The sequence below is a fragment of the Streptomyces sp. ISL-43 genome, assembly GCF_018614195.1.
Lineage (GTDB): Bacteria > Actinomycetota > Actinomycetes > Streptomycetales > Streptomycetaceae > Streptomyces.
This window is the reverse complement of sequence record NZ_JAGGOT010000032.1, coordinates 147729-168718: the sequence shown is the minus strand read 5'-3', so window position 1 is coordinate 168718 and position 20990 is coordinate 147729. Positions and strand designations below refer to the sequence as shown.

18 protein-coding genes are annotated in these 20990 nt (G+C 72.5%); 10 read left to right on the top strand and 8 right to left on the bottom strand.

Going from position 1 to position 20990, the window contains the following annotated elements; all coding sequences use genetic code 11:
• Positions 1 to 44: 44 nt before the first annotated feature.
• Positions 45 to 2609: an aminopeptidase N gene (pepN, locus tag J7F03_RS19285; protein ID WP_214950986.1), complete on the bottom strand. Its 2565-nt coding sequence runs from the start codon at positions 2607 to 2609 to the stop codon at positions 45 to 47.
• Positions 2610 to 2719: 110 nt separating this feature from the next.
• Between pepN and J7F03_RS19280 the strand changes: the two genes are divergently transcribed.
• Complete coding sequence (locus tag J7F03_RS19280; RefSeq protein WP_214950984.1) at positions 2720 to 3367, top strand: DsbA family protein; 648 nt, start codon at positions 2720 to 2722, stop codon at positions 3365 to 3367.
• Positions 3368 to 3506: 139 nt separating this feature from the next.
• On the opposite strand, the gene J7F03_RS19275 is transcribed toward J7F03_RS19280, so the two are convergent.
• Together J7F03_RS19275 and J7F03_RS19270 are read right to left on the bottom strand one after the other, a co-directional pair.
• Positions 3507 to 4163, bottom strand: a complete 657-nt coding sequence (locus J7F03_RS19275) for a superoxide dismutase (RefSeq protein ID WP_214950982.1) — start codon at positions 4161 to 4163, stop codon at positions 3507 to 3509.
• Positions 4164 to 4348: 185 nt separating this feature from the next.
• Positions 4349 to 5764: an amino acid permease gene (locus J7F03_RS19270; protein ID WP_214950980.1), complete on the bottom strand. Its 1416-nt coding sequence runs from the start codon at positions 5762 to 5764 to the stop codon at positions 4349 to 4351.
• A gap of 164 nt (positions 5765 to 5928) precedes the next feature.
• Here J7F03_RS19270 and J7F03_RS19265 point away from each other — a divergent pair, with 164 nt between their 5' ends.
• Positions 5929 to 6711 (top strand): SDR family NAD(P)-dependent oxidoreductase, encoded by a 783-nt coding sequence (locus J7F03_RS19265; protein ID WP_214950978.1) that lies wholly within the window; start codon positions 5929 to 5931, stop codon positions 6709 to 6711.
• A 50-nt stretch (positions 6712 to 6761) separates the two neighbouring features.
• On the opposite strand, the gene J7F03_RS19260 is transcribed toward J7F03_RS19265, so the two are convergent.
• Positions 6762 to 8159, bottom strand: a complete 1398-nt coding sequence (locus J7F03_RS19260) for an amino acid permease (RefSeq protein ID WP_214950976.1) — start codon at positions 8157 to 8159, stop codon at positions 6762 to 6764.
• Positions 8160 to 8442: 283 nt separating this feature from the next.
• Here J7F03_RS19260 and J7F03_RS19255 point away from each other — a divergent pair, with 283 nt between their 5' ends.
• Positions 8443 to 9027, top strand: coding sequence for a biotin transporter BioY (locus tag J7F03_RS19255; RefSeq protein WP_214950974.1), 585 nt, complete (start codon positions 8443 to 8445; stop codon positions 9025 to 9027).
• Between the two features lie 119 nt (positions 9028 to 9146).
• On the opposite strand, the gene J7F03_RS19250 is transcribed toward J7F03_RS19255, so the two are convergent.
• Positions 9147 to 10586, bottom strand: coding sequence for an amino acid permease (locus J7F03_RS19250; RefSeq protein ID WP_214950973.1), 1440 nt, complete (start codon positions 10584 to 10586; stop codon positions 9147 to 9149).
• Between the two features lie 228 nt (positions 10587 to 10814).
• Here J7F03_RS19250 and J7F03_RS19245 point away from each other — a divergent pair, with 228 nt between their 5' ends.
• Together J7F03_RS19245 and J7F03_RS19240 are read left to right on the top strand one after the other, a co-directional pair.
• Positions 10815 to 11300: a ribose-5-phosphate isomerase gene (locus tag J7F03_RS19245; RefSeq protein ID WP_214950971.1), complete on the top strand. Its 486-nt coding sequence runs from the start codon at positions 10815 to 10817 to the stop codon at positions 11298 to 11300.
• Between the two features lie 67 nt (positions 11301 to 11367).
• Entirely contained in the window at positions 11368 to 12177 is an 810-nt protein-coding gene (locus tag J7F03_RS19240; protein WP_214950969.1) for an Fpg/Nei family DNA glycosylase, read from the top strand.
• A gap of 74 nt (positions 12178 to 12251) precedes the next feature.
• On the opposite strand, the gene J7F03_RS19235 is transcribed toward J7F03_RS19240, so the two are convergent.
• Entirely contained in the window at positions 12252 to 13487 is a 1236-nt protein-coding gene (locus J7F03_RS19235; RefSeq protein WP_214950967.1) for a GNAT family N-acetyltransferase, read from the bottom strand.
• Positions 13488 to 13604: 117 nt separating this feature from the next.
• On the opposite strand from J7F03_RS19235, the gene J7F03_RS19230 reads away from it, so the two are divergent.
• The 3 genes from J7F03_RS19230 to J7F03_RS19220 all read left to right on the top strand — a co-directional run bounded on the left by J7F03_RS19230 (position 13605) and on the right by J7F03_RS19220 (position 18174).
• Positions 13605 to 14747 (top strand): PP2C family protein-serine/threonine phosphatase, encoded by a 1143-nt coding sequence (locus tag J7F03_RS19230; protein ID WP_214950965.1) that lies wholly within the window; start codon positions 13605 to 13607, stop codon positions 14745 to 14747.
• Between the two features lie 173 nt (positions 14748 to 14920).
• A complete protein-coding gene (locus J7F03_RS19225; RefSeq protein WP_214950963.1) occupies positions 14921 to 15763 on the top strand; it encodes an ABC transporter ATP-binding protein in 843 nt (280 codons plus the stop codon).
• Positions 15763 to 18174, top strand: coding sequence for an FtsX-like permease family protein (locus J7F03_RS19220; RefSeq protein ID WP_214950961.1), 2412 nt, complete (start codon positions 15763 to 15765; stop codon positions 18172 to 18174). Before J7F03_RS19225 ends, J7F03_RS19220 begins: the two co-directional genes overlap by 1 nt.
• On the opposite strand, the gene J7F03_RS19215 is transcribed toward J7F03_RS19220, so the two are convergent.
• Together J7F03_RS19215 and J7F03_RS19210 are read right to left on the bottom strand one after the other, a co-directional pair.
• Positions 18161 to 18379, bottom strand: coding sequence for a hypothetical protein (locus J7F03_RS19215; protein ID WP_214950959.1), 219 nt, complete (start codon positions 18377 to 18379; stop codon positions 18161 to 18163). The two genes, J7F03_RS19220 and J7F03_RS19215, sit on opposite strands and share 14 nt — an antisense overlap.
• Complete coding sequence (locus J7F03_RS19210; RefSeq protein ID WP_214950957.1) at positions 18358 to 18957, bottom strand: DUF4232 domain-containing protein; 600 nt, start codon at positions 18955 to 18957, stop codon at positions 18358 to 18360. Before J7F03_RS19210 ends, J7F03_RS19215 begins: the two co-directional genes overlap by 22 nt.
• A gap of 117 nt (positions 18958 to 19074) precedes the next feature.
• On the opposite strand from J7F03_RS19210, the gene J7F03_RS19205 reads away from it, so the two are divergent.
• Together J7F03_RS19205 and J7F03_RS19200 are read left to right on the top strand one after the other, a co-directional pair.
• Complete coding sequence (locus J7F03_RS19205; protein ID WP_214950955.1) at positions 19075 to 20469, top strand: pyridoxal-dependent decarboxylase; 1395 nt, start codon at positions 19075 to 19077, stop codon at positions 20467 to 20469.
• Positions 20466 to 20924, top strand: a complete 459-nt coding sequence (locus tag J7F03_RS19200) for an HD domain-containing protein (protein ID WP_214950953.1) — start codon at positions 20466 to 20468, stop codon at positions 20922 to 20924. Before J7F03_RS19205 ends, J7F03_RS19200 begins: the two co-directional genes overlap by 4 nt.
• Positions 20925 to 20990: the final 66 nt, after the last annotated feature.

The following is a 20990-nucleotide window of genomic DNA, read 5'->3' as shown; positions in this document are numbered from 1 at the left end:
CCGGTGCGGGCTCCCGGAGCTCTGCCCCGGGAGCCCGCCCAGGACTACCTGGCTTCGCCCGCCGTCGCGTCACAGTGCTGGGCGCGCAGCGCGCGGGCCAGGTCGTCGCGGGACTCCAGGACCAGGCGGCGCAGGGCCGGCGGGGCCGACTCGTGCGCGGCCAGCCATGCGTCGGTGGCGTCCACCGTCGCCTGGGAGTCCTGGAGCGACGGGTACAGGCCCCGCACCACGTCCATGCCGATCTGGATCGACCGGTCCGCCCACAGCCCCTCGATGGCCGCGAAGTACGGCTGCGCGAACCCGGCCAGCAGGTCCCGCTGAGAGGGCTGCTGCATACCCGCGATCGTGGCCTCGACCAGCGCGTTCGACAGCGCGTCCGACTCCACCACCGCCGCCCACGCCTGGTCCTTGACCGCGGCCGACGGCCGCGCCGCCAGGCACCGCACCTGGTGCCGCTTGCCCGAGGCCGTGTCGTCGCGCGCCAGTTCGGCGGCGAGGACGTCGTCGCCGATCGCCCCGTGCGCGGCCAGCGGCAGCAGGAAGTCCCAGCGCAGCTCCTGGTCCACTTCCAGCCCGTCGATCCGGGCCGAGCCCTCGAGCAGCCCCAGCAGCAGCTGGAAGTCACCCTCGGTCGCGGCACCCGCCGCGAAGAAACGGGCCCACGTGAGCTGGTGCTCCGACCCCGGCTCGGCGAAGCGCAGTTCCTGGAGCGCGCACGCGGCGAGCACCTTGCCGCCCTGCTCCCGCCACTGGGGATCCGCGTAGTGGTCGACCGCCGTCAGCACCTGCGCGTGCAGCATCTGGAGCACGCCGACGTCCGTCTCCCGGCCCGCGTGGGCCAGTACGAGCGAGACGAAGTCCCGCGCCGGCATCAGCGCGTCGCGCGTCAGGTTCCACAGCGCCGACCAGCACAGCGCGCGGGTCAGCGGGTCCGCCACCGAGCCCAGGTGCGTGCGCAGCGTGGCCAGCGACACCGAGTCGAAGCGGATCTTGCAGTAGGTGAGGTCCTCGTCGTTGACGAGCACGAGGGCGGGCTTCTCCTGCCCGGCCAGCTCGCCGACGACCGTCCGCGCCCCGGCCACGTCCGCCTCGGCCCGCGCGTAGCGGACCAGGGAGCCGTCCGGGTCCAGCCGGTACAGGCCCACCGCGACCCGGTGCGGGCGCAGCTCGTCGCCGTCCTGGAGCACCGCCAGCTCGGTCACCCGGCCGCCCGCGTCGCAAGTGACGACCGGGGTCAGCGCGTTCACGCCGGCCGTCTGCAGCCACGCCCGCGACCATTCGGCCATATCGCGCCCGGAGACCTCCGCGAGCACGGACAGCAGGTCGTCCAGCGTGGTGTTCCCGTAGGCGTTGGCCTTGAAGTAGCGCCGCGCGCCGTCCAGGAAGGCGTCCCGGCCCACATACGCCACGAGCTGCTTCAGCACCGCCGCGCCCTTGGCGTAGGTGATGCCGTCGAAGTTGAGCTTGGCGTCCTCCAGGTCACGGATGTCGGCCGTGATCGGGTGGGTGGACGGCAGCTGGTCGGCCCGGTAGGCCCACGCCTTGCGGCTGTTGGCGAAGGTGACCCACGCCTGGTCGAAGCGGGTGGCCTCGACCAGTCCGAAGGAGCCCATGAAGTCCGCGAAGGACTCCTTCAGCCACAGGTCGTCCCACCACTTCATGGTGACCAGGTCGCCGAACCACATGTGCGCCATCTCGTGCAGGATGACGTTCGCGCGCCGCTCGTAGGAGGCCTGCGTGACCTTCCCGCGGAAGATGTACTCCTCGCGGAAGGTCACCATCCCCGGGTTCTCCATGGCGCCCAGGTTGTACTCCGGCACGAAGGCCTGGTCGTACTTCCCGAAGGGGTACGGGTAGTCGAAGATCTCGTGGAACAGGTCGAAGCCCTGCTTCGTGACGAGGAAGACGTCGTCCGCGTCGAAGTGCTTGGCCAGCCCCTTGCGGCACATCGCGCCGAGCGGGATCGTCAGGTCCCCGCGCGTGTAGGTGTCCGTCACGTAGTGGTACGGGCCCGCGACCACGCACGTGATGTACGTGGAGATCGGCGCGGTCTCGGCGAAGCGGCGGGTCAGGCCCTCGCGGGACTCCTCGGCGCCGTTGCTCCAGACCTGCCAGCCCTCGGGCGCGGTCACCTCGAAGCGGTACGGGGCCTTGAGGTCGGGCTGCTCGAAGTTCGCGTACACCCGCCGGGCGTCGGCCGGCTCGTACTGGGTGTAGAGGTAGACCTCGCCGTCCTCCGGGTCGACGAAGCGGTGCATGCCCTCGCCGGTCCGGCTGTACGCGCAGTTCGCGTCCACCACCAGGACGTTCTCCGGGGCGAGCCCGTCCAGGGCGATCCGCGAGCCGTCGAAGACGGCGGCCGGGTCCAGCTCGCGCCCGTTGAGGGTGACGGAGTTCACCGACGGGGCGATGAGGTCCGCGAAGGTGGCGGCCCCCGCGGCGGCGGCCCGGAAACGGACGGTGGTCACCGAGCGGAAGGTCCGGGGGCCCTCGGCCGGTTCGGCCTCGTTCACCGCGGACCTCAAGTCGAGGACCACCTCGTACCCGTCGACGGACAGCAGCTCGGCCCGCTCGCGGGCCTCGTCACGGGACAGATTCTCTCCGGGCACGTGCACTCCTTCGTGCGTGATCGCGATACCTGACCGAATCCTCCCATGGGGGAATGCGTGTGCGGTCAGGGCGGTTGGGCAGGGAGGAACGTTCCGATCTGAGGAGAGACATGGCTGATACCCAGGTGCGCGAGAAGACTCCTGTCGACTTCTGGTTCGATCCGCTCTGCCCCTGGGCCTGGATGACGTCCCGCTGGATGCTGGAGGTCGAGAAGGTCCGTGACGTCGAGGTCCGCTGGCACGTCATGAGCCTCGCCGTCCTGAACGAGAACAAGCTCGACCAGCTGCCCGACCACTACCGCGAGCTGCTCGGCCCCAAGGGCTGGGCCCCCGTGCGCGTGGTCGTCGCCGCCCAGCAGAAGTTCGGCGACGAGGTCACCGGCAAGCTCTACACCGCGCTCGGCACCCGCTTCCACAACGGGGGTACGGGGCCGACCCGCGAGGCGATCGCCGAGGCGCTGGCCGAGGCCGAACTGCCCGCCGAGCTGATCCACTACGCCGACTCCGACGAGTACGACGAGGTGCTGCGCGCCTCGCACAACGACGGCATCGACCGGGTCGGCCAGGAAGTCGGCACCCCGGTGATCTCGGTGCCCGGCGCCGACGGCGAGGACATCGCCTTCTTCGGCCCGGTCGTCACCCCCGCCCCGCGCGGCGAGGCCGCGGCCCGCCTCTGGGACGGCACCCTGATGGTCGCCTCCATCCCCGGCTTCTACGAGATCAAGCGCACCCGCACCCAGGGTCCGATCTTCGACTAGTCCGCAGGCTCTCCCCGTAGGCGGGGACAGCACAGAAGGCCCCCGCGAGTCATGTCCTCGCGGGGGCCTTCTGGTGGACACGCCCGCACGCGAAGGTTGAGAAGACGATCACGAGGCGGACGGGCTGGGGTGGCGCCGATCAGCCCTTGACGGGGATCAGCAGCGGGGTGTTCGCCTTGGCGTCGGCGTAGCGCTTGGCGACGTCCTGCCAGTTGACGACGTTCCACATCGCCTCGATGAAGTCCACCTTCTGGTTCTTGTACTGCAGGTAGAAGGCGTGCTCCCAGGCGTCGAACACGAGGACCGGTACGGAGGCCTGGCCGACGTTGCCCTGGTGGTCGTAGATCTGCTCGACGATCAGGCGGCCGCTGATGGGCTCGTACGCGAGCACGCCCCAGCCGGAGCCCTGCGTCGCGGAGGACGCGAAGGTCAGCTGCTTCCTGAACTTGGCGAAGGAGCCGAAGGACTCGGTGATCGCGTCCGCCAGGTCGCCCAGGCCGTCGGCCGCGGTGGGCTCGCCGCCGCCCTCGCCGGTCTTCGGGCTGGCCATGTTGTGCCAGTAGATGCTGTGCAGGATGTGGCCGGAGAGGTGGAAGGCCAGGTTCTTCTCCAGGCCGTTCAGCGCGCCCCAGTTCTCCTTCTCGCGCGCCTCCTCCAGCTGCTCCAGCGTGGTGTTGGCGCCCGCGACGTAGGCCGCGTGGTGCTTGTCGTGGTGCAGCTCGATGATCTGCGGGTTGATCACCGGCTCGAGAGCCGCGTAGTCGTAAGGAAGCTCAGGAAGCGTGTAGATGGCCATTGCGTGTGATCCGGTCCCCTCGGCGTGCCAACTGCTTATTGCAATCAATGCGCAACTGCACGCTAGCAGTATCTATTCCAGGAGTCGCATAAGGGTCACCTCTCCTGACCGGTACCTCCGCGACGCGGAAGGCCGGGCCCGCGCGATCGCGCGAGCCCGGCCTCCGGCCGGATTTCCGTGAGGTGCTACGCCGCTTCGCGCGCCGCCGCCCGGCGCTGCATCGCGTAGCCCGTGGCGGCCAGTGCGAGCGTCAGGCCGCCGGTGAAGACGACCTGGACCCGGGTGTCCTCGCCCATGGCCATCAGGACCAGGACGCCGGCCAGGCCGGCGATGGCGACCCACGTCAGGTACGGGAAGCCCCACATCTTCACGGCCAGCTTCTCGGGGGCCTCACGTTCCATCCGGCGCCGCAGCACGAACTGCGAGACGGCGATGAAGCCCCAGACGACGAGGATGACGCCGCCGACCATGTTCAGCAGCCAGGCGAAGAGGGTGTCCGGGTACCAGTACGACAGCAGCACGGTGACGAAGCCGAAGCCGCAGGAGGCGAGCACCGCGCGGCGCGGCACCCGGCCGGTGACCTTGCCCAGCGCCTTGGGGCCCTGGCCACGGGCCACCAGGGAGTAGGCCATGCGCGAAGAGCCGTAGATGTTCGCGTTCATCGCGGACAGTAGGGCGATCAGGATGACCACGTTCATGACCTGGCCGGCGTGCGGGATGCCCAGGTGGTCCAGGGTGGCCGCGTACGGGCCGTCGGCGGTGACCGCCGGGTCGTTCCACGGCAGCAGCGTGACGATGACCAGCATCGAGCCGACGTAGACGATCGCGATCCGCCACATGGTGGTCTTCACGGCCTTGGCAACGCCCTTGACCGGATTATCGGACTCGGCGGCGGCGATGGTCACCGTCTCCAGGCCGCCGTAGGCGACGACGGAGGCGAGCAGGCCGACCAGCAGTCCGTCCACGCCGTTGGGCAGGAAGCCGCCGTCGTGGAGCAGGTTGGCGGAGCCGGGGGAGTCGGCGCCGGGCAGCACACCCATGACGGCCAGCACGCCCAGGCCCAGGAAGAGCCCGATCGCGCCGATCTTGAGGGCGGCGAACCAGAACTCGAACTCGCCGAAGTTGGAGACGGCGGCCAGGTTGGAGCCGCAGAACAGCGCCATGAAGAGCAGCACCCACATCCACGAGGGGGTGCCCGGGAACCAGCCCGTCATGATGTGCGCCGCGCCGATGGCCTCGATGGCCACGCCCACGCACAGCAGCGTCCAGAACATCCATCCGGCGGTGAAGCCCGCCCACGGGCCGATGGCCCGGTCCGCGTGCACCGAGAAGGAGCCGGAGGCCGGGTTGGCCGCGGACATCTCGCCGAGCATCCGCATCACGAACATCACGAGCAGGCCGGACGCGGCGTACGCGAGCACGATCGAGGGGCCGGCGGCCGCGATGCCGGCGCCGGAGCCCACGAAGAGGCCCGCGCCGATGACGCCGCCGAGGGCGATCATCGAGAGGTGGCGCTGCTTGAGTCCGTTGCCGAGGGGGGACCCGGCGTCGCCGGCGGGCGGCGCGTCCTGTTCGCGGGGGGCGGCGGTCGTGTGGCTCATGCGTGGTGCCTGTCCGTTGTGCGGGGGGACGGGATGGAGTGCCCCAGTCTCACCCGTGTCCGATCAGCGGACGCTCTTCGTCCGTTATTCGGACGGTCGGATGACCGGCCGTGATCATCCCCGTACGCTGGTGAACCGGACTGGAGCGTGCGACGGAGGCTCGAATGGACCACGGCATACGGGAATTGACCGCGACGGGCCGGGGGGTGCTGGTCACCGGAGCCTCCCAGGGCATCGGACGGGCGATCGCCACCGCGTTCGCCGAGCAGGGCGACCGGGTCGCGGTGCACTGCACGGTCCGCGGGCCCGACGCCGAGCGGACCCTCGCGGACCTGCCGGGCGAGGGCCACGTCCTCGTCGCCGGCGACCTCACCGACCCGGCGCGCGTGGAAGCCCTCGCCGCCGAGGCCGAGGAGGCGCTCGGCGGGATCGACGTGCTCGTGAACAACGCCGCCGTGATGGTCGCGCACCCGCTGCCCACCACCTCCTACGCCGACTGGCAGGCCGCCTGGCAGCACACGGCCGCCGTCAACCTGTTCGGTACGGCCAACCTGGCCTACTGCGCGGCCCGCCGCATGATCGACGGCGGCCGCGAGGGGCGCATCGTGAACATCGGCTCGCGCGGCGCCTTCCGGGGCGAGCCCGACCACCCCGCCTACGGCGCCACCAAGGCGGCCCTGCACGCGCTCGGCCAGTCGCTCGCCGTCTCCCTGGCCCCGCACGGCATCGCGGTGGCCTCCGTCGCACCCGGCTTCGTGGCCACCGAACGGGTCGCCGGCCGGCTCGACGGGGAGGAGGGCGAGCGGATCCGGGCGCAGAGCCCCTTCGGCCGCGTGGGCACCCCGCAGGAGATCGCCGCCGCCGTGCTCCACCTGGCCTCGCCCGCGGCGCGCTGGAGCTCGGGCGCGGTCCTCGACGTCAACGGGGCCTCGTACCTGCGCACCTGACGCGCGAAGGCCCCCGAGGGCGCGGGGGCTTTCGCGGGGGCCGGGCGGGGTCAGGACTTCGGGGCGCGCAGCTCCCGGATCCACGCCACCACCAGCACGACCGCGGCCGCGCCCGAGGACCACAGCAGCTGCGGGCGCGCCGAATCGTCGAACAGCATCAGGACCAGCACCGCGGCCATCCCGATCAGCGCCGCCCACGTCGCGTACGGGAACAGCCACATCGGCAGCGTCAGCCGCTCCGGCATCTCCCTCTCGATCCTCGCGCGCAGCCTCAGCTGCGAGACCGCGATCAGCGCCCACACGAAGAGCAGCACCGCGCCCACCGCGTTGAGCATGTAGAGGAAGATCGTGTCCGGCCACAGCAGGTTCAGCACGACCGAGACGAACCCGAAGGTCACCGAGGCGAAGACCGCCCTGCGCGGCACCCCGCCGGGCGACACCTTCAGCAGGGCCTTCGGTGCCTCGCCCCGTTCGGCCAGGGAGAACACCATGCGCGAGGACCCGTACAGGTTCGCGTTCAGCGCCGACAGCAGCGCCACGAAGATCACGATGTCCATGATCTGGCCGGCCGCCGGGATGCCGATGGAGTCGAGCACCGCCACGTACGGGCTCTGACCGGGCTTCAGCGAGTCCCACGGCAGCAGGGTCACGATGACCAGCATCGAGCCGACGTAGAAGAAGAGGATGCGCCACACGGCGCTGCGCACCGCGCGGGCCACGGACTTGGCCGGGTCGTCCGACTCGGCGGCCGCGATGGTGACGACCTCCAGGCCGCCGAAGGCGAAGACGACGGCCAGCATGCCGGCGACCACGCCGCTCGCGCCGTTCGGGAGGAAACCGCCCTGGCCGGTCAGGTTGGCCATGCCGACCGCGTCCGTGTCGGGGAGGAAGCCGAAGACGGCCAGGGTGCCGAGGATCAGGAACAGCACGATCGCGCCGACCTTGAGGGCCGCGAACCAGAACTCGAACTCGCCGAAGTTCCGCACGGCGGCCAGGTTGCTCACGGTGAAGACCACCATGAAGAGGAGCACCCAGACCCACTGGTCCACCGAGGGCAGCCAGCCGTTCGCGATCTTCGCCGCGCCGGTCGCCTCCACGGCCAGCACCACGACCAGCAGGAACCAGTACAGCCAGCCCGCCGAGAAGCCGGCCCAGCGGCCGAGCGCCTTCTCCGCGTAGACGGAGAAGGAGCCGGAGGCGGGCATCGCCGCCGACATCTCGCCGAGCGCGCGCATCACCAGCATCGCGAGGACGCCCGCGAGCAGGTACGAGCAGATGATCGCGGGACCGGCGATGCCGATTCCGGCTCCGGAGCCGACGAAGAGCCCGGCGCCGATCACGCCGCCGAGACCCAGCATGGTCAGATGGCGCTGCTTGAGGCTGTGGCTCAGGGGTTCCGCAGGGAGCTCGGTCGTACTGGTGGGCGGGTCGGGCAGGAGGTCGCGCATGAGGGGTGCTCGTACTCTCTGTGGCCTGGCGGCGGTGGGGGCTCCGCGACAGTTGGAGGGAACCTACAGTCTCCCCGGAGAGCGTCCACTCGTGCAAAACGGACGTGTTGTCTGTTCTGGCTCGTGATGCGGATCACTTCAACTCGGGTGTGAAGCAGGGTCTTTGTCTACTCCCCACCAAGCCGGGGAGTGCGGCTTTGTCCCGGGCGACGCTGATGCGGCCCTGGACCCGGGACTAACGTCGGTGATCGTCCTGTCGACACCACCTCCCGCGGAGTCCCCGATGAGCACTGCTTCCGTCTCCCTCCGGCCCGGCGCCGTCCTCGCCGACCTGCTGCCCTCGAGCCGCGTCCGCGACATCACGCTCGTCACCGGCGGAGCCGCGCTCACCGGCCTGGCCGCGCAGATCGCCGTCCACGTCGACGGCCTGGCCGCCCCGATCACCGGGCAGACCTTCGCCGCGCTGCTCGTGGGCACCGCGCTGGGCGCCGGCCGCGGCTTCCTCTCCCTGGCCCTCTACACCCTGGTCGGCATGGCCGGCGTGCCGTGGTTCGCGGGCGGCTCCTCCGGCGCGGGCGGCGCGACCTTCGGGTACGTCCTCGGCATGCTCCTGGCCTCCACCGTCGTCGGCGCCCTCGCGCGGCGCGGCGCCGACCGCTCCGTCCCGCGTACGGCGGGCGCCATGGTGCTGGGCTCCGCGATCGTCTACGCCGTCGGCGTCCCCTACCTCGCGCTGGCCACCGGGATGTCCTTCGGCGCGGCCGTCGCGGGCGGCCTGACCCCGTTCCTGATCGGCGACGCGCTCAAGGCCGCGCTGGCGATGGGCCTGCTGCCGGCCGCCTGGAAGCTGGTGGGCCGCCGCGGCTGACCGCGCGCCGCGGCCGGCCCTCACACGCACGGCAGCCCCGGACCGCGAGCGGCGGTCCGGGGCTGCTGTCTTCGTGCTCAGGTCTTCGCGATCAGGTCGTCGCGCTCACCTCGTCGTGCTTACGCGGAGAGGCGCGCGGCGGCCTTGCGGCGTACGTCGCGGACCACGCCGATCACCAGCACCACGGCCGCGACCAGAAGCGACAGCAGGACGGTCTCGCGGTTGTCCTTGTCGTAGACCATGTAGCCCAGGACGAAGGTGATCATCGCGGCGGTGGCCCAGGTCAGGTACGGGAAGCACCACATCTTCACCGTCAGCTTCTCCGGAGCCTCGGCGACCAGGATCTTCCGCATCCGCAGCTGGGTGAGGCAGATGACCAGCCACACGAACAGCGCGATCGCACCCGAGGCGTTCAGCAGGAAGCTGAAGACGGTGTCCTTGAAGGCGTAGTTGAAGTAGACGGCGACGAAGCCGAACACCACCGAGCCCAGGATCGCGGCCGTCGGAACGCCCCGCTTGCTCACCTTGGCGAAGGCCTTCGGGGCATCGCCGCGCTCGCCCAGCGAGAACGCCATGCGGGAAGCGGTGTACAGGCCCGAGTTCAGGCAGGACAGCACGGCGGTCAGCACGATCACGTTCATGATCTGACCGGCGTGCGCGATGCCGATCGAGTCCAGGGCGGCGACGTACGAGCCCTTCTCGGTGATCGACTTGTCGTTCCACGGCAGCAGGGTGAGCACGATGAAGATCGAGCCCAAGTAGAAGACGCCGATGCGCCAGATCACCGAGTTGGTGGCCTTGGTGACCGCGCGGCGCGGGTCCTCGGACTCGCCCGCGGCCAGCGTGACGATCTCGCTGCCCATGAAGGAGAAGACGACCATCAGCACACCGGTGAGGACCGAGCCCCATCCGTTCGGCATGAAGCCGCCGGTGTCGGTGAGGTGCGCGAAGCCCGCGCCCGGGTTGTCCGAGCCCGGCAGCACGCCGAAGACGGCCAGCATGCCGATGATCACGAAGCCGCCGATGGCGACCACCTTGATGCCGGCGAACCAGAACTCGAACTCGCCGTAGGAGGCGACCGAGCCGAGGTTGGTGACCGTCAGCACGGCCATCACGATCAGTGCCCAGGCCCACTGCGGGACGGCCGGCACCCAGCCTTCGAGGATCACGGCGCCGGCGGTTGCCTCGACGGCCAGCACGACGACCCAGAAGAACCAGTACAGCCAGCCGATGGAGAAGCCGGCCCAGCGGCCGAGCGCCCGGTCGGCGTACGCGGAGAAGGAGCCGGAGTTCGGGCTGGCGGCGGCCATCTCGCCCAGCATCCGCATGACGAAGACGACCAGCGCGCCGACCAGCGCGTAGGAGAGCAGGATGGCGGGGCCGGTCTTGGCGATGCCTCCGCCGGAGCCGACGAAGAGGCCGGCGCCGATCACGCCACCGATGGCGATCATGGACAGGTGGCGGTTCTTGAGACCGGCCTTCAGGCCGTCGGAGGGCTGGCCGTCGCCGGGGGTGCCGGTGGGGTCGCCTGCCTTCTGAAGGGTCGTCGTGGAACTCATGAACGATTCCTTAGGTTCTCGGGGCGCTCGGGTTACGAGCCCCGGCATTCAAACCCGACACGCGGACAAGACGGAAGACCCTGTTCCGGATGGTTGCCCAGGGCTCAAAGTCCCGGACCCTGGTCCCGGCGTGTCTCATCTGGGTTGTTTGGGTTTACTTGAGCTTTAGAAGTGACTTACGCGACACCCGCTGCGGGGTGGCGGGCGGGCTCGTGCCACACTCGAGACATGCGCGTGTACCTCGGATCCGACCATGCCGGCTTTGAGCTCAAGAACCACCTGGTGGACTGGCTCAAGAACAACGGCCACGAGCCCGTCGACTGCGGGCCCCACATCTACGACGCGGTGGACGACTACCCGCCGTTCTGCCTGCGTGCCGCGCAGCAGACCGCCGCGGACGCCGACGGCCTCGGCATCGTGATCGGCGGCTCCGGCAACGGCGAGCAGATCGCCGCCAACAAGGTCAAGGGCGTCCGCGCCATCCTGGCCTGGAGCGTCGAGACCGCGAAGCTCGGCCGCGAGCACAACAATGCCAACGTCATCTCCGTCGGCGGCCGGATGCACACGCAGGACGAGGCCGTCTCCTTCATCGAGGCCTTCCTGGCGACCCCGTACTCCGGCGAGGAGCGCCACACCCGCCGCATCGACATGCTCTCGGCCTACGAGACCACCGGCGAGCTCCCCCCGATCCCGGCCCACCACCCGCAGGGCTGATTCCCCTTCCGGCCGTGCCGCCCCCCGGGGGCGGCACGGCTGTTTTCTTTCCACGAGGAGCTTCACCGTGCCCGAGGGGCATACGATCCACCGCCTCGCCGAGGACCACCTCATGCGGTTCGCCGGGTGGGAGGTCGCCGTCAGCAGCCCCCAGGGGCGCTTCGCCGAGAGCGCGGCCCTGCTCGACGGACGGATCCTGGACGGCGTCGACGCCCACGGCAAGCACCTCTTCCTGGGATTCAAGGAGAGCGGCTGGATCCACATCCACCTCGGACTCTTCGGCAAGTACGCGCTCGGCCCCGCACCGGCCCCGCCGGCCACCGACACGGTCAGGCTGCGCCTCGCCAGCGACGATTACTTCTCCGACCTGCGCGGCCCGACCACCTGCGCGTGGATCACGGACGGGGAGAAGCTGGCGATAAGCGACCGGCTCGGCCCGGACCCCTTGCGCAACAGAGACGACCCCGACCGCGCCTGGGCCCGGATCTCCCGCTCCCGCACCACTGTCGCCGCGCTGCTCATGGACCAGAAGGTCGTCGCGGGCGTCGGCAACGTCTACCGCGCCGAGGTCCTCTTCCGGCACGCCATCGACCCGTACCGCCTCGGCAAGGACCTCACGCGGGCCGAGTGGGACGCGATCTGGGCCGACTTGGCGCTGCTCATGCGCGAGGGCGTGCGCAACAACCGCATCGACACCGTCCGCGACGAGCACCTGCCCGAAGCCATGGGCCGCCCGCCGAGGGTGGACGACCACGGCGGAGAGGTGTACGTCTACCGGAGGGCGAACATGCCCTGCCACATCTGCGGGCGCGAGATCCGCACCGCCGCTCTCGCCGCCCGCAACCTCTTCTGGTGCCCGGGGTGCCAGGTCCGCTAGGCCGGGCGATCCACGCGGATCGGCCCGCGGCCCGGAACGCCCCGGCCAAGCGCCACTTCGACGACAGGGCCTAGCTAGAACCCGTGCGACAACCACGGGGCCACGTCGCCCGCGAGGGCCCGCGAGACCTCCGCCAAGGCCCCCGCGCGCAGCTCGCGCACCCGGCCGGCCGCGGCGAGCGAGGTCAGGGCGACCCCGCCCAGGTACGCCGAGCCGAGCTCGCCGACCGACAGCTCCAGCTCCGCCGGCGCGTCGGTGCGCGTGCAGGAGGCCCCGCCCCCGGCAGTTGCCGTGAGCCGCCACCGGCCCGCGTTCCACGGGCAGAACCGGTCCTCGACCTCGAAGACCACGTCCAGCGGGGCCCCGTAGCCGCGGGCCTCCAGCGCCGCCGGCAGGTCCACCAGCCGCAGGTGCAGCGCGTCGCGCTGGCGCACCTGGGTCCGGCGTACGTCGCTCACCAGGTGCAGCACCGGATCGTCCACGGGCCGCCCGTACGCCCGCACCCGCCAGGCCAGGTCGATGCCGAAGACGTAGCGCCACAGCGCCGCGTACGCCGCCGGATCCAGCGCGTCCAGATCGCGCACCTGGACCTTGCCGTCCGAACCGGTCTGCTCCCAGTCGGGCTTGACGTGATAGCGGACGTACCCGACGACCTCGCCGTCCGCCCCCTCGGCGACCACGCACTTCAGCGCGGAGGCTCCCTCCCGGCGCGACGGCGGGTCCAGCAGCGCATGCAGCTCCCAGCCCGGCTGCCGGGCCGGCATGCCGGGCCGGCCCGCGACCAGCGCCGCGTAGACCCGCTCGCAGTCGCCCAGCGCCTTCTGCGGATCGACGAGCCGAAGCCGTACGCCGTCGGTCCCCGGCGGCACGGAGAGGCGTACGCGGGTGGTGTCGATGTCGACGGACACGGAGTACGCCGCGGTGCCGTAGCCGAAGCGCCCGTAGATCGCCGGATCCGAGGCCGTCAGCACGGCGAGCGGTTCACCACCCGCCCGGATGTCGTCCAATTGCCGGCGCATCAGCGAGGTGAGCACGCCCTGCCTGCGGTGGGTCGGGGAGACGCCCACCATCGTGACGCCGCCGGCGGGGACGAGCGCGCCGCCCGGCACGGACAGCCGGAAGGAGAAGGCGCCCGCCGATCCGACGCACGTCTCACCGTCCCAGACGCCGAGGGAGCGCTCCGTCTCGGTCAGGGACTTGTAGAGCTCCCGTTCCTCGGGGGATTCGGGCACTCCACCGAACGCCAGTTCCAGGTGGTCGAACCAGACATCCCACTCATCAGCCTGCAATACGCGCGTCTCAAGAGCCATACGGCCATCCCTATCAGGGCAATCCGTCCCGGTCGATCTCTTTTCGGTCTACCTGCGGGCCCATCTCCGGGGGTACCCCTGCGCGCGCACAGCCAGGATGGATAGGGTCCCGAAGCAATGGCCGGAGCACGTGTGGAGACCCTCCTGGCCCGGACGCGCATGATGTCGCACCGGGCACGCACCGCCCTGCGCAAATCCGCCGTCGACTACTTCCGCGGCGATGCCTCCGACTGGCTCGCCTTCGGCGTCCTGCTGCTCACCGTCCCGGCCATCGCCTGCGGCACGCTGATGCTGCCGGTGTGGTTCTCCCCGTCCGCGCTCGTCCTGCCCATCGTGGCCGGCGGCCTGCTCCTGCGCCCCGCCAGCCTGCTCGCGCTGTACGCGGCCTCGGCGGCCGCGCTCATCGTCGAGGCCCTCGTCCTCGGGCCGTACAACCAGGGCCCCGCCCGGGTCACGCCCGGCACCGTGCTGGTCGTCGCCGCCTGCGGATTCTTCGGACTGGTCATCGCCCAGTTCCGCAGCCGCGTCGGCGTGCCCTGGCGGCGCGGCGGCACCATGCTCTTCGACCTGCGCGAACGCATCCGGGTCCAGAGCAAGCTGCCCTCCCTGCCGCGCGGCTGGCACCGCGAGATGGCCCTGCGCCCGGCCGGCGGCCAGTCCTTCTCCGGCGACTTCGTCGTCGCCGCCCGCACCAACGGCGGCCGCACCCTGGAGATCGTCCTCACCGACGTCTCCGGCAAGGGCATGGAAGCCGGCTCCCGCGCCCTGCTGCTCTCCGGCGCCTTCGGCGGACTCCTCGGGGCCCTGCCCCCGCACGGCTTCCTGCCCGCCGCCAACGGCTACCTCCTGCGCCAGGACTGGGACGAGGGCTTCGCCACCTCCATCCACCTCGTCCTGGACCTGGAGACCGGCGACTACGAGCTGCTGTCCGCCGGCCACCTGCCCGCCCTCCAGCGCTGCGCCGGCACCGGCCGCTGGCAGGAGGTCTCCGGCGAGGGCCCGCTGCTGGGCGTCTACGACGGCGCCGAGTTCGAACCGGCCCGGGGCAACCTGCGCTCCGGCGACGTCCTGATGCTCTTCACCGACGGCCTCGTCGAGACGTCCGACCGCGACATCAGCGAAGGCATGGACCGCCTCACCGGCGAGGCCGACCGCTACGTCGCCGCCGGCTGGGACGGCGCGGCCTGGCACCTGATCGAGAAGGTCGCCAAGGACGTCAACGACGATCGCGCCCTGCTGCTCATCCGCCGGTCGGGCTGACCGCCGAGCCGACCCGCCGGGCAGCCCCGCCGGACGACACCGCAGGTCCGCCGGGGTAGGGCAAACCCCACCATCCATCCGCCGGGTCCCGTCATGGTCCCGGACACCCCGTCCTCCGTAGCGTCGAGACCGTCACCACACAGGCAACGGCGCACAACGGAAGGCAACACACCATGGGGTTCCGGCGGACCACACGACAGGCCGAGCAGCAGCCCGAGCGGCGGGCCGACCAGGCCGGGCGGTCCTACGACTCCACCCCCGCCGTCGAACTGCGCGGTGTCCGCCGGCAGTACGGGCGCGGCTCCGCCGCCGTCCACGCCCTGCGCGGCATCGACCTCAGCCTCCCGCGCGGCAGCTTCACCGCCGTGATGGGCCCCTCCGGCTCCGGCAAGTCCACCTTCCTGCAGTGCGCCGCCGGACTCGACCTCCCCACCGAGGGCTCCGTCCGCCTCGGCGGCACCGAGATCACCGGCATGAACGAGAACGAGCTCACCGAGCTCCGCCGCAACCGCCTGGGCTTCGTCTTCCAGGCCTTCAACCTGCTGCCCTCCCTCACCGTCGAGCAGAACGTCCTGCTCCCCATGCGCCTCGCCGGCGGCCGCGCATCCGCCCAAGGCCAGGACCGCGCCGCCGACCTCCTCGCCCGCGTCGGCCTGGAGGGCAAGGGCCGGCGCCGCCCCGCCGAGCTCTCCGGCGGCCAGCAGCAGCGGGTCGCCATCGCCAGGGCGCTGGTAACCCGGCCCGACGTGGTCTTCGCCGACGAGCCCACCGGCGCCCTCGACACCACCGCCGCCGCCGAAGTCCTCGGCCTGCTCCGCAGCGCCGTCGACTCCCTCGGCGCCACCGTCGTCATGGTCACCCACGACCCGGGCGCCGCCGCCCACGCCGACCAGGTGCTCTTCCTCGCCGACGGCCTCATCGCCGACCGGCTCCCGCGCAGCTCCACCGCCACCATCGCCGCCCGGATGACGGCCCTCACCGCCCCCGCCCCGGCCTACGCGGGAGCGGCCGCCTGATGCGCGCCCGCACCAACGGCCTGGCCCGCGCCGCACTGCGCTTCCGCCCCGCCGCCTTCGCCGGCACCTTCATCGCCGTCCTGATGACCGTCGCCATCGTCTCCGCCTGCGGGATCCTGCTGGAGACCGGGCTGCGGGCGAGCGCCCCGCCGACCCGGTACGCCGAAGCCCCCGTCGTCGTCGCCGCCGACCAGCAGGTCACCCTGCGGACGGGCAGCGGCGAGGGGGCCTACGACGTCTCCACGCAGGTCCCCGAGCACGCCCGGGTGGACGCCGCGCTCCTGGCCCGGCTGGCCCCGCTGGGCCGGGCCGTGCCCGACGTGACGTTCCCGGTACGGGACGCGGCCGGAGCCGGAGCCGGAGCCGGAGCCGCAACCGCCGCCGCGGCCGGCGGTGCCTTCGACGCGTACGGCTGGGGCTCCACCGCCTTCAGCCCCACCGAGCTGCGCACGGGCCGCGCCCCGGCCGCCCCGGGCGAAGTCGTTCTCGGCGGCGCCGACGGGCCCGGCCGGATCACGCTCGACACCCCCGCCGGCAAGCGGGAGTTCCGGGTCGTCGGGCGCACCGACCGGCCCGGAGCCTGGTTCGCCGACGCCGAAGCGCGCACCCTGTCCGGACACCCCGACGCGCTCGACGCCATCGCCGTCTTCGGGGCCGACGCCGAACGGGTCCGGGCGGCCGTGGACGGCCGCGCCCAGGTGCTGACCGGCGCCGACCGCGCCATGGACCCGCAGCTCGCGGGCGCCAAGGAGCTGCTGGCCGGCCTCGGCGGCTCCTTCGGCGGCATCGCCACCCTCGTCTCCGTCTTCACCGCCGCGGGCACCATCGCGCTCTCCGTCGGCCAGCGCTCCCGCGAATTCGCCCTGCTGCGCGCCGTCGGAGCCACCCCGCGCCAGATCCGCCGCACGGTCGCCGCCGAAGCCCTCCTCATCGCACCGGCCGCCGGCGCACTGGGCCTCGTACCCGGCATCGCACTCGCCTCCTGGTGGTTCGGACAGCTCAAGGCGAAGGGCGCGACCCCGGCCCCCGTCGACCTGGCCGTCTCCGGGATCCCGCTGGTCTGCGCCGTCGGCATCGGGCTCGTCACCGCCCTGTTCGCCGGCTGGGCCGCCTCCCGCCGCCCCGCCCGCATCCGCCCCGGCCAGGCCCTCGCCGCGGCCGCCATGGAACGCCTGCGGCCCGGGTGGATCCGTACCCCGTTGGGCATCGCCGCCCTGGCCGGCGGCGCCGCCTGTGCGGGCCTGGCCGCCACCAGCAGCGGTCCGGACGCGGCCAACGCCGCGCTCGGCGTCGTCATGCTCTTCATGCTCGCCGTCGCCCTGCTCGGCCCGCTGATCGCCCGCGCCTGCGCCGCCCTCTTCGGGCTCCCGATGCGCGCCGCCGGCGCCTCGGGCTCGCTGGCCGCCGCCAACTCCCGTACCAACGCCCGCCGTCTGGCCTCCGCGATCACGCCGATCGTGCTCGCCATGGCCTTCTCCTCCACCCTGGTCTTCCTCCACACCAGCCAGGACCGGGCCGTAGTCCAGCAGCAGGAAGCCGGGCTGCTCGCCGACCACGTCATCACCGACCCGCACGACCCGGACCGGGCGGTCGCGGCCGGTGCGGTCGCCCTCACCCGCACCTCCGTCCTCGCCATCGTCGGCTCCGGCCCGGAGCGCATGATCCACAGCGCCTCCGCCCAGGGGGTCGCCGGGGACATCACCACCGTCGAGGACCTGGGCGTGCTCTCGGGGGACCTCGCCCGGCTGGCCCCCGGCAAGGTCGCCGTCGACCGGACCCTGGCCGAGGCCGACCACGCCGCCGTCGGCGACCGCATCGAGCTGCGCCTGCCCGACGGCACCCGGACCGACCCCGAGATCGTCGCCGTCTACTCCCGCGGCCTCGGCCTCGGCGAAGTCACCCTCCCCGCCGCCGACCTGGCCGGCCACACCACCGCCGGCCGCCCCACGGAACTCCTGGTCCGCGGCCCGCTCCCCGCGGACCTCGGCCCGGCGCAGTCCGCATCCGCCTGGACCACGACCCAGAGCCTGGCGCGCGAGGTCAACGCCTGGGCCAACACCACCATGGCGGCCGTACTCGGCGGCTTCGCGGCCGTCGCCGCCGCCAACACCCTGGTGATGACCGTCCTCGACCGCCGCCGCGAACTGGGCATGCTGCGCCTCGTCGGCTCCACCCGCCGCCAGGTGCTGCGGATGCTGCGCTGGGAAGCCCTCCTGGTCAGCGGCGCCGGCATCGCCATCGGCTCGGCGATAGCGCTGGCCACGCTGATCCCGCTGGCCAAGACCCTGACGGGCACCGGCCCCTACGTCCCGCCCGTCGTCTACGGCTCCTTCGTGGCCGCCGCCGTGGCCTTGACCCTGGCGGCCACGTCCCTTCCGGCCCGCCGCGCGCTCCGCCTCAGCCGAACCTGACGTGCCGTACGCCGACCAGCGCGCGCCGGAGCCGACCCCGGAGCGCGCTGTCGGTGTTCTCCCTGGTCTCCTTCGTCTCCTTCGTCTCCTTCGTCTCCTTCGTCTCCTTCGTCTCCTTCGTCTCCTTCGTCTCCTTCGTCTCCTTCGGATTCCCGCCGCCGAAGGGCCCGTCGAGCCCTGCGGTCAGTGCCCGGCCGCAGTCCACGGGCCGATCCCGAGCTTCCCGGTGTTCCCGAGGTCCACCGGCCGGGTCAGGCGCAGCTCCAGCCGGGGCGCGCCGGGCCGGGGCGTGACCGCGAGCACCCACCCCTCCACCGCCGGGGCGCTCGACTCCGTGACCAGGTTGCGCCACACCAGCCCCACCTCGGCCGCCTGCCCCGGCAGGACCGTCACTTTCCCCGGCGGGGAGTCCAGCCCCGTGGGGCTCGCGGTGATCCCGGCCGCGCCGTGGCCGACGGCCACCTCCACCGGAGCGTTCGCCGCGTCCAGCAGCGCGATCTCCGGATACCCCTCCAACTCGTACGGCCGCGACCCGCAGTTGAGCAGCTGCACCGACTCCACGCGCAACCCCATCGCGGCGTTCCCGAGCCCCTCCAGGAGCCGCACCCCGCCCTCGGGACACCCGCCGGCGCGCGGGTCCTGCGTCGTCCGCACCCCGGCGGACGAGGTCGGCCCCGGCGCCGAGGCCGGCGCGGGCGGCGCATCGCACCCCGCGACCATCACCGCCGTCCCCACCAGCGCGCCCACCCCGGCCACCGCCCGCCCCCACCGCTTCACGCTCATGCCCCGACCTTAAGACCCGCCCAGGCCCCGCCGGGGGAGGTGCGGAACGGGGCCGGGGAGGCCACCCGGGCCCGATTGGCCCGTCCGCCGGGGCCCGGCGGCGCCTACCGTGCCCCCATGGACCGCACGCTCGCCGCCGACCTCGCCCGCCTCCCCGACCTCCTCGACGCCACCCGCGACGCAGCCGCCGAGGCCCTCGCGACCCTGGACGCGCGTCCCGTCGTACCGCCGCCCCCGGACAAGCCGCAGGAGCGCGAAGCCCTGCCCGAACGCGGCACCGGTACGGAGGCGGCGCTGGCCGCCTTCGCCGACCGCTGGGCCCCGCGCCTGTCCGCCTCCGCCGGCCCCCGCTACCTCGGCTTCGTCACCGGCGGCGCCACCCCCGCCGCCCTGGCCGGCGACTGGCTCACCGCGGCCCACGACCAGAACTCCAACTCCGCCCTGGACGGCGCCGGCCAGGACCTCGAACGCGAGACCGTCGGCTGGCTCCGCGACCTCTTCCACCTCTCCGACGCCCACACCGGCACGTTCGTCAGCGGCGCCACCATGTCCAATACCACGGGCCTCGCCATCGCCCGCGAATGGCTCGGCGAGCGCCTCGACGTCTCCCCGGCCGAGGACGGCGCGGCCGCGCTCGGCCCCGTCCGGGTCCTCTCCGGCGCCCCGCACTCCTCCATCGCCAAGGCCCTCTCGGTCCTCGGCCTCGGCCGCGGCGCCCTGGTCCCCGTACCGACACTCCCCGGCCGCGAGGCCGTCGACCCCGCCGCCCTGGAACGCGCGCTCGCCGACGCGCCCGGGCTCCCCGCCGTCGTCGTCGCCAACGCCGGCACCGTGAACACCGTGGACTTCGACGACCTCCGGGCCATCGCGGCCCTGCGCGAACGCCACGACTTCTGGCTGCACACCGACGCCGCTTTCGGCGCGTTCGCCGCACTGTCCCCGGAACACGCCCACCTCACCGCCGGCCTCGACGCGGCCGACTCCGTCTGCGTCGACCTGCACAAGTGGCTCAACGTCCCCTACGACAGCGCCGTCCTGTTCACCCGCCGCCGCGACCTGCAGGCCCGCGTCTTCCAGAACGCCGCCGCCTACCTCGGCCCCCTGGGCGACCACCCCGACCTGGTCCACCTCACCCCGGAGAACTCCCACCGGCTGCGGGCCCTGGCCGCCTGGTTCACGCTCCGGGCCTACGGCCGCGAGGGCCATCGGGAGATCGTCGAACGGGACATCGCCTGCGCCCGCGCGCTGGGCGCGTCGCTCGCCGAGGACCCGTCCTTCACGGTCCTCGCCCCGGTCCGCCTGAACGTCGTCTGCTTCACCCTCGCCGCCGAGCCCACCCCCGCCCGCCTCACGGCCCTGCGCGAAGCGGCCGCCCCCGAGGTCTTCGTCACCCCCACGACGTACGCGGGAACCCCCGCCCTGCGCGCCGCGTTCTCCAACTGGCGTACCACGCACGCGGATGTGCGCCGGATCGCGCAGGCCCTCCACACGGCGGCAAGGGAGCTCGGATGACCGACCACCACCCCCTGACCCTCATCGAGGTCGAGGCCCTCGCCCGCGCCGCGCACGAGGGCCAGACCGACAAGGCCGGCCGGCCGTACGCGGAGCACCTCGCGGCGGTGGCCGAAGGCGTCCGCGCCCGCGGCGGCACCGCCGAACAGCAGGCGGCGGCCTGGCTCCACGACGCGATCGAGGACGACGCCCTCAGCCCCGCCTGGCTGGCGGCCGCCGCACTCCCCCCGCCGGTCAAGGCCATGGTCCTGGCGCTCACCAAACGCCCCGGGGAACCGGTCGAGGACTACACGGCCCGGATCCTCTCCACACCCGGCGCCCGCCTCGTCAAGGAAGCCGACCTCGCGCACAACGCGGACCCGGCCCGCCTCGCGGTCCTCGACGCCCCCACCCGCGACCGGCTGTCCGCGAAGTACGCCTATGTCCGTTCACTGCTCGGCCTCCCCGAGCCCTGACGCAAACGCGCCACTGCCGATTCGTCACGGGGCGGATAGCGGGGGCCTGTTGGTGGGAGGATGGTC